General features: G+C 75.7%; 7 protein-coding genes. 1 reads left to right on the top strand and 6 read right to left on the bottom strand.

What is annotated here, in order from left to right; all coding sequences use genetic code 11:
- Nucleotides 1–73: 73 nt before the first annotated feature.
- The 3 genes from I6A81_RS39800 to I6A81_RS39790 are packed head-to-tail and all read right to left on the bottom strand — an operon-like array spanning nt 74 to nt 2,075.
- Entirely contained in the window at nt 74–1,069 is a 996-nt protein-coding gene (locus I6A81_RS39800) for an NAD-dependent epimerase/dehydratase family protein (RefSeq protein WP_203008191.1), read from the bottom strand.
- Nucleotides 1,070–1,098: 29 nt separating this feature from the next.
- Nucleotides 1,099–1,563, bottom strand: a complete 465-nt coding sequence (locus I6A81_RS39795; RefSeq protein WP_203008193.1) for a hypothetical protein — start codon at nt 1,561–1,563, stop codon at nt 1,099–1,101.
- Nucleotides 1,560–2,075 carry a nuclear transport factor 2 family protein gene (locus I6A81_RS39790; RefSeq protein WP_203008195.1) on the bottom strand — a complete coding sequence of 172 codons (516 nt, stop codon included), beginning with the start codon at nt 2,073–2,075 and terminating at the stop codon, nt 1,560–1,562. The genes I6A81_RS39795 and I6A81_RS39790 overlap by 4 nt, the downstream gene beginning before the upstream one ends.
- A gap of 466 nt (nt 2,076–2,541) precedes the next feature.
- Here I6A81_RS39790 and I6A81_RS39785 point away from each other — a divergent pair, with 466 nt between their 5' ends.
- Nucleotides 2,542–3,291, top strand: coding sequence for a helix-turn-helix domain-containing protein (locus I6A81_RS39785; protein WP_203010480.1), 750 nt, complete (start codon nt 2,542–2,544; stop codon nt 3,289–3,291).
- Between the two features lie 139 nt (nt 3,292–3,430).
- Here I6A81_RS39785 and I6A81_RS39780 read toward each other — a convergent pair whose 3' ends face one another.
- The 3 genes from I6A81_RS39780 to I6A81_RS39770 form a co-directional block, all read right to left on the bottom strand.
- On the bottom strand, nt 3,431–3,862 hold the full coding sequence (locus I6A81_RS39780) for a VOC family protein (protein ID WP_203007519.1): 432 nt from the start codon (nt 3,860–3,862) through the stop codon (nt 3,431–3,433).
- Between the two features lie 141 nt (nt 3,863–4,003).
- The gene (locus I6A81_RS45280) at nt 4,004–5,386 is read right to left on the bottom strand and encodes a DUF1501 domain-containing protein (protein WP_203007520.1); all 1,383 of its coding nucleotides are present in this window, start codon (nt 5,384–5,386) and stop codon (nt 4,004–4,006) included.
- A 177-nt stretch (nt 5,387–5,563) separates the two neighbouring features.
- Nucleotides 5,564–6,763 carry a DUF1800 domain-containing protein gene (locus I6A81_RS39770; RefSeq protein ID WP_203010479.1) on the bottom strand — a complete coding sequence of 400 codons (1,200 nt, stop codon included), beginning with the start codon at nt 6,761–6,763 and terminating at the stop codon, nt 5,564–5,566.
- Nucleotides 6,764–6,828 lie beyond the last annotated feature (65 nt).

The following is a 6,828-nucleotide window of genomic DNA, read 5'->3' as shown; positions in this document are numbered from 1 at the left end:
AGATCCCCACGACCCACAGAAGATCATCAGCATGACACCAGCCAGCCCCACACCCGGAGTTCTCAAACACGCCCTAGCGGAGGAGGCCGGCGGCCTCGAGCGTGCGGCGCAGGCCGTCGCGCAGCGGGGTGGGCTCCCAGCCGAGGTCGCGGCGGGCCCGGGACGCGTCAGGGTGGGCGTTCCAGCGCAGGTAGGCGAGCTGGCCGCGGGCCAATGGCGGCGGGCGGCGGGTGATCCTGGCCGCGGCCTCGCCGGTCGCCGCCAGCGCGACGGCGGCGGGCGTGGGCATGGTGAACAGCGGCCGCCGGCCACGGCCGGCGACCTCGACGACGGTGCCGACGAGCTCGGCGAGCGTGACGTGGCCGTCGCAGAGGATGTAGCGCTGGCCAGGCTCGCCCCGCTCGGCGGCGAGCAGGTGGCCGCGGGCGAGGCTCTCGGTGAAGACGACGCCGAAGCCGCCGGGCGGTACGGCGGGCAGCAGGCCGCGCACGGCCGGCGCGAACATCCGCTTCTCCATCGACGCGGCCGTCATGGGGCCGGGACCGTAGACCGTCGCCGAGTTCGCGAGGACCACGGCCAGGCGGGTGCCGGCCGCGGCGGCGAGCACCGCCTCCTCGGCTCGCTGCTTGGACCGGTCGTAGGCGTTCGGCTTCGGCGTCGCCGCGAGGCACGACTCGTCGAAGCGCCCCCCGGGCGGGGCGTCGAACACGTTGACCGTGCTGGTGTGGACGAGCCGGCGCGCGCCGGCGGCCGCGGCCGCCTTGGCGACGTTCTCGGATCCGCCGACGTTGACGCGCTCGAACAGGGACACGTCGGCCAGCCACTGTTCGGGAACGCCCATCGCGTTGAACACCAGCTCGCAGCCGACGACGGCGCGCTCCAGCGAGCCCGGGTCGGTGACATCACCTTGAACGAGTTCGAGGGCCGTCGCGGCGGCCGGCGGCGGCAGGACGCCGGCGGCGCGGGCCGGGTCCCGGACCAGGGCGCGCACCTGGTGGCCGGCGGCCAGCGCCGCGGAGACGACCGCCGCGCCGACCTTTCCCGTCGCGCCGGTGACCAGCGTCTTCACAACGCGGACCCTACGCCGCCGCGTCCCGCCTACCCGTCGTCGCGCCCGTCGCCGGCGGGTCGCGGCCCGCGCCGCGCCCGGGCCGCGGGCCGGCTGGCTCCCTCCCCCTCGCCCGCCTCGACCAACCGGCCCTGACGGGGCGGCGCCGGCCGGTCGCGGCGCACCGGCACCGGGATCCGCTCCGCGAACGCCGCGCCGGCCGGCCGCGCCGGCTCTGGTGCCGCGGCCGGGGCCGGGGCCCTTCTGGGGCTCGTGACCGGGGCCGCCGCGCCCGCCACCGCGTTCGTCGCCGCCGCGTTCATCGCCGCCGCGTTCGTCACCGCCGCGTTCGTCACCGCCGTCGCCTGGCGGGCGCGGCGTGCCGGCCCGGAGGAGCGCGACTCGCGCAGCAGCCATCGCCGGCCATGGGTCAGCGCCACCGTCACCAGGCCCGCGGCGGCCACGCCGGCCTCCTCCAGGCGGCGCGCCAGCCCGTTGCCGCGCGCGCCGCTCACCGGGCCACGAGCCCCTCGGGGGAACCGGAGCCCCTGCTGCTCGGGATGACCACCGCCGGCTCCTCGACGACGCCGCGCCGCCTGAGCTCGTCGACCATGCCCAGCAGCCGGGTGATCCGCAGCCGGCTGATGCGCCACCGGCCGTCGGCGCAGCGGCGGTACTCCTCGCGGTAGTGGCCGCAGCCGTCGATCTCCAGCATCCCGTCCGGCCCCGCGAACCGCACGTAGTCGTTCATCGCCCAGGTCCCCCGGGCGGTATCCGGCCCGGTGATCTCGATTTCCGGCATGTGGCCGTGGTGCACGGTGAGGCCCGCGCCAATGGCGAGCTGGATGAAGGCGATGAACTCCTCACGAGAGGTGAACCGCTCGTCCGGGACGTCCTCGATCCACGCGTCCAGGTCGGGCACGAACACGTCGGCCCACTCGTCCCATTTCTTCTCGTCGACCAGGCGGAGATAACGAGCCTTGAGCTGCTTGATGGCCTCGATCTCGCAGAGGTCCTCGACACGCACGTGCCCCTCCTCCTTCCGTTATCGACGTCCGTCCACGCGCCTGGGGCCCAGGTACGGCCACGTCTTCGCCGTCTCACCGGGAATCTGGCACTCCGGCCCGGTGGGCAGGGAAAACGGAAAGAATCGCGGGTCCGGTACGCCGGCTCCGAGAAATCCGACCGCCATCCGGCCGGTCGCCCGCAGCGTACTGCCACCGTTTCGGGACCGGCGACCCAGACGATCCACCCGAAAGACGCCATCGCGGCCCGGAGCGCGACGACCGCCCGCCCGCCTTTCCCCGGCCACGGCGCCTTGAACGGCCCCGGCGGCCCCCGCGGTGCCGACAATCGGCCCGACCCGCCGGGCCGTATTCCCCCGGCACTCGGGCCCTCGTCCCTGACCCGGCGGCCGGTCGCGGCAGCCGCGGCCGAGCGGGCCGGGGCGATCCCGCGTCGGGTGACGAGCGGAACCGTCGGAGGAGTCTGCCATGGTGGAAGGCATGGATCAGCCGTTCTACCGCGAGCGGCCCGGGGTGTCGCCGGGCTCGGTCGTGTGGCGGGGCGCGGGCACGCCGGGCACGACGCGGCGCATCCTCCCGGACGGGTGCATGGACCTCATCTGGACCGGCCGCGGCCTGCTGGTCGCGGGCCCGGACAGCGTCGCCCATGAGCACCGGGACGACAGCGGCGCTGTCTACACCGGCCTGCGGTTCGCGCCAGGAACCGCGCCCGCGGTCCTCGGCGTCCCCGCCGAGGAGCTGCGCGACCTACGGGTGCCTCTCGACGAGCTCTGGCCGTCCGACGAGGCGAGCAGGCTCACGGAGCGGGTCGCCGCTTCGCCAACACCTGGTCGGGCGCTGGAGAGCCTGACGCTGGCCGCGGCCCGGGACCCTCGGCATCCCGGGCTCGTCGAGCCGCTCGCCGCCACCATCACCGCCAGTCTCGCCCCCGGCCAGCACGACGCGACACCCTCGGTGGCCGCGACCGCCGCGCGGGTCGCCCTGAGCGAGCGCCAGCTGCACCGGCGCTGCCGCGCGGCCTTCGGCTACGGCCCCAAGACCCTGGCCAGGATCCTGCGCTTCCGGCATGCCCTGGCGCTCGCGGCCGCCGGCGTACCGTTCGCCACGGCCGCGAGCGCCGCCGGCTACGCCGACCAGCCCCACCTTTCCCGCGACGTCCACGCCCTCGCGGGTACCTCCCTCGGCGAACTGGTGGCCGTCCCCGCGCCGCCTGCCTGACTGGCCGCCTGCCTGACTGGCCGCCTGCCTGACTGGCCGCCTGCCTGACAAGCCGCCGGCACGCCCGCGCGGCTTCCCCGGACGTGGCGGGGCGTGGCGGGACGGCGCGGGGCGTGGCGGCACCTTTGGAACGCGTGTCCTACAGCGGGCAGAACAGGTCGACGCCGTTGCCGTCGGGGTCGTGGAGCACGGCGTAGCGCTGGCCCCAGAAGGCGTCCCACGGGGGCAGGTGGCCCTCGTGGCCGGCGTCGAGGAACCGCTGGTAGGTGGCGTCCACCGCGGCCGGGTCGGCGAGCCGGAACGCCAGGGACATGCGCGGTCCACCCGTCGCCGGGGTCCAGCCCGGGTCGAACGACCGGATCGTGTCGGTGGTGTCCCAGGCGAGTCGGAGGCCGCCCGGCAAGGTCACCTCGACGTGCGGCTGGCCGTCCGCGTCGGCGGGGAGATCGAGGCCCAGCAGCCGGTAGAAGGCCAGCGACGCCGCCATGTCGGCGACGACCAGGCCGACCAGGTCGACGGAGGCCCGCACCACCGGAGTGCTGGACACGGACGCGGTAGCTGGTTGGGACATCGCTTCTCCTCTGGTCTGGCCGCGCGTGGTCCGGCCGCGCGCGGCGGGGCGGTTTCGCGTCATCGTCCGTCCATCCGGACACGTCGGTCTTGAAGGAATCGGACACGCGCGGCTGGCCATACCCGGATCACCAGGCCTGAGTCAGAGGAAGGCGAGGCGGTCGAAGCGTTCGCGGGTGCCGAGGACGACGCCGGCCTCGGTGCCGAGGCACCGTTCGAGGACGGTCGCGTAGACCGAGCGGAAGTCGGTGGTCACCTTCAGGTCGCCGTCGTCGAGGTCGGTCAGGCTGGGAGGGTTTCCGTGGAAGCCGCCGGCGACGCGGGTGCCGAGGACGAGCACCGGGCCGGCGGTGCCGTGGTCGGTGCCGCCGCTGGCGTTGGCCGCCACCCGGCGGCCGAACTCCGAGTACACCAGCGTCGTCACCGCCGCGCCGTGCGGGTCGTCGGCGACGGCGGCCTGGAAGCGGGTGAGCGCCGCGTCGAGCTGGCCGAGCAGCCGGGCGTGGGTGGCCTTCTCCTGGGTGTGCGTGTCGAAGCCGCCGAGGCTGACGGCGTACACCCTGGCGGGCACCCCGGCCCGGATGCAGGCCGCGACCACGTCGAGCTGCGCGCCCAGGTCGCCGCCCGCGGCCGTGGCCGCCTGGCCAGGCGGCCGGGTGGCGGCGCCGGCGGGCGCCCCGGTGCCATCCCGGCCGCCGGTGCCATCCCGGCCGCCGGTGCCATCCCGGCCGCCGGTGTCGTCCTGTCCGCCGCTCTCGGCCTCCCCGCCGGCGTCGAGCTCGCCGGCCGGGGCCTGCTCCGCGTCGGACCGGCCGGCGAGGACCGGGCCGAGCACGTCCGCGACGGCGAACAGGTCGGCCCCGCTGGACGCGGCCCTCGCCGCGAGCGGCCCGTCCGCCGGGTCGGGCCGGTACAGCGCCCGCAGCTGCTCGCCGAGCTCCCCGCCGGGGGCCTGGAACGTCCCGGTGGGCACGGCCGCCGCGGCCGTCCGCTCGCCGACGACCAGCGGCGCTAGCGTCGGCCCGACGCTGATCGCGCGCAGCGCGCCGGCTCGGGCGTCGGCCGCGGGCTGGGCGTCGAGCCAGCGGCCCAGCCAGCCGGTGGTCGACGCGGTGTCCGGGGCGGCGGTCTGCCAGATCGCCATCGACCGGAAGTGGCTGTGGTCCGGCCGGGGATAGCCGACACCACGCACGATCGCCAGCCGGCCGTCGTCCCAGTGCGCGCGCAGGCCGGCCAGCGCCGGGTGCAGCGCGAGGCCGTCGGTGAGCGGCAGCGCCTCGTCCGCGGAGTAGCCGAGCTCCGGGCGGGCCGCCCGGTAGGCCGGGTCGCCCGCCGGGATGACCGTGTTCAGGCCGTCGTTGCCGCCGTAGAGGGTGACGACGACGAGCACCCCGCCGCCGGCGAGCGGGTCGTCGGCGGCGGTCTGGCGCAGCTCGCGGTAGCCGAGCACCCCTGCGCCGGTGGCCGCGGCGAGCCCGCCCGTCACCCCAGAGGCGATCAGGAACCGGCGGCGGTCGAGCGGCATCTGTCGTCTCCTCCTTCCTGCTTCCTGGCTGGTCGCCGCCGGACGTCGGACATGATCGCCGTTTCTGCCCCCTGGGGGTCGTGAACAGGGGCTCATCACAACCCCGTCGGGGCACTATCGGCGATCATGCGGAGTGGGTGGACGTGGCGGTCACGGCGCTGGACGGTGGTGAGGTCGCTAGACGGTGAGGTACTCGGGCGCGAGCAGGCCGAGGGTGACCAGCCGCGCCGGGCTGCCGCCGGCGCCGGCGAGCGCCGTCCGGGTGCGGGCGGTCCAGCCGTCGACGGACAGCAGATGAGCGACGGCGTCGGGCCGGGCCGCCGGTGGCTCGTCCGCGATCGTCGACAGGTCGGCCGCCCCGGTGGCCGCGGCCGCGAAACGTGCCCTGACCTGTGCTGACGCGGTCGTCAGCCAGGCGGCGTTGGCCGGCCAGCCACCGACGCTCGGCGGGGAGAACGGCGTCTGGCCGAGCCCGGCCAGCGCCGCGAGCACCGTCCGCTGGGGCAGCGCCCCCTGCCTGGGGGCCGGGTCGACGCCCGCGGTCGCGGCGACCCGCAGGCCGAGGGCTCGCAGGACGGTCACGACGTACTCGACCGGCTGGGCGACCAGCTGGCCACGGGTGGCGCGGAACTCCGGCGACAGCAGCATCGCCCGCGCCGCCGCGCCGACGTCGAGAGCGGGGCCGTACGCCGCCAGCATCGCCGGGCCAGCGGGAACGTCGGCTGGCCCGGCGGGAGCGGCGTACCGGCTCCACAGCCGGGCGCACACCCAGCGCGCCGAGGCCGGCAGGTGGGTGACCAGCGCGAGGACGTCCTCGCCGCCGAGGTTCCCCGTCGCGCCGAGGATGGTCTTCGGCCCGTCGTCGTGCTGGCCCGCGGCCAGCTGGAAGCCCGCGCGGTCCCGGCTCACCCGCCAGCCGGTGAACGCGCGCGCGGCCTCGCGGACGTCGGTCTCCGTGTAGTTGCCGAGACCGAGGGTGAACAGCTCCAGCAGCTCGCGGGCGAAGTTCTCGTTCGGGTGCTCCTCGCGGTTCTGGCCGGCGTCGAGCCAGACCAGCATCGCCGGGTCACGCGCGACCGCGAGCACCAACGCGTCGAACGGCCCGGCCCCGGACCGCCGGAAGATCTCGTTCTGGGCGAGCATCATCGACGCCGATCGCACCTTGCGGATCGAGGTCGCGAAATGTCCGTGCCAGAAGAACGTGAGCTTCTCGGTGAACGGGTCGATGGTCGCGACCATCCGGCGCACCCACCAGCCCGTGAGCTGGGTGGTCTGCTCGCGCAGCGCGCGCAGGTAGGCGGCCCTGGCCTCGCCGTCGCCGTCGCCGTCCCCCGCCCCCCCCCGGGGGGGGGGGGGGGGGGCGCCCCCGGCCGACACCCCGAAACCTCATCATGATGCCAAACAGTCACGCAAAGTACTTGAGCATTACCTGAGGTTCCCGG

The organism is Frankia nepalensis (genome assembly GCF_016786325.1).
GTDB lineage: Bacteria > Actinomycetota > Actinomycetes > Frankiales > Frankiaceae > Pseudofrankia > Pseudofrankia nepalensis.
Note: the sequence above shows the minus strand (reverse complement) of the source record. Positions and strands in the feature narration are given on the sequence as shown.

Bases quoted from the DNA above. Each gene is read 5' to 3' on its own strand.
- I6A81_RS39785 (WP_203010480.1), top strand. From the start codon at position 2,542: ATGGTGGAAGGCATGGATCAGCCGTTCTACCGCGAGCGGCCCGGGGTG.
- I6A81_RS39780 (WP_203007519.1), bottom strand. From the start codon at position 3,862: ATGTCCCAACCAGCTACCGCGTCCGTGTCCAGCACTCCGGTGGTGCGG.
- I6A81_RS45280 (WP_203007520.1), bottom strand. From the start codon at position 5,386: ATGCCGCTCGACCGCCGCCGGTTCCTGATCGCCTCTGGGGTGACGGGC.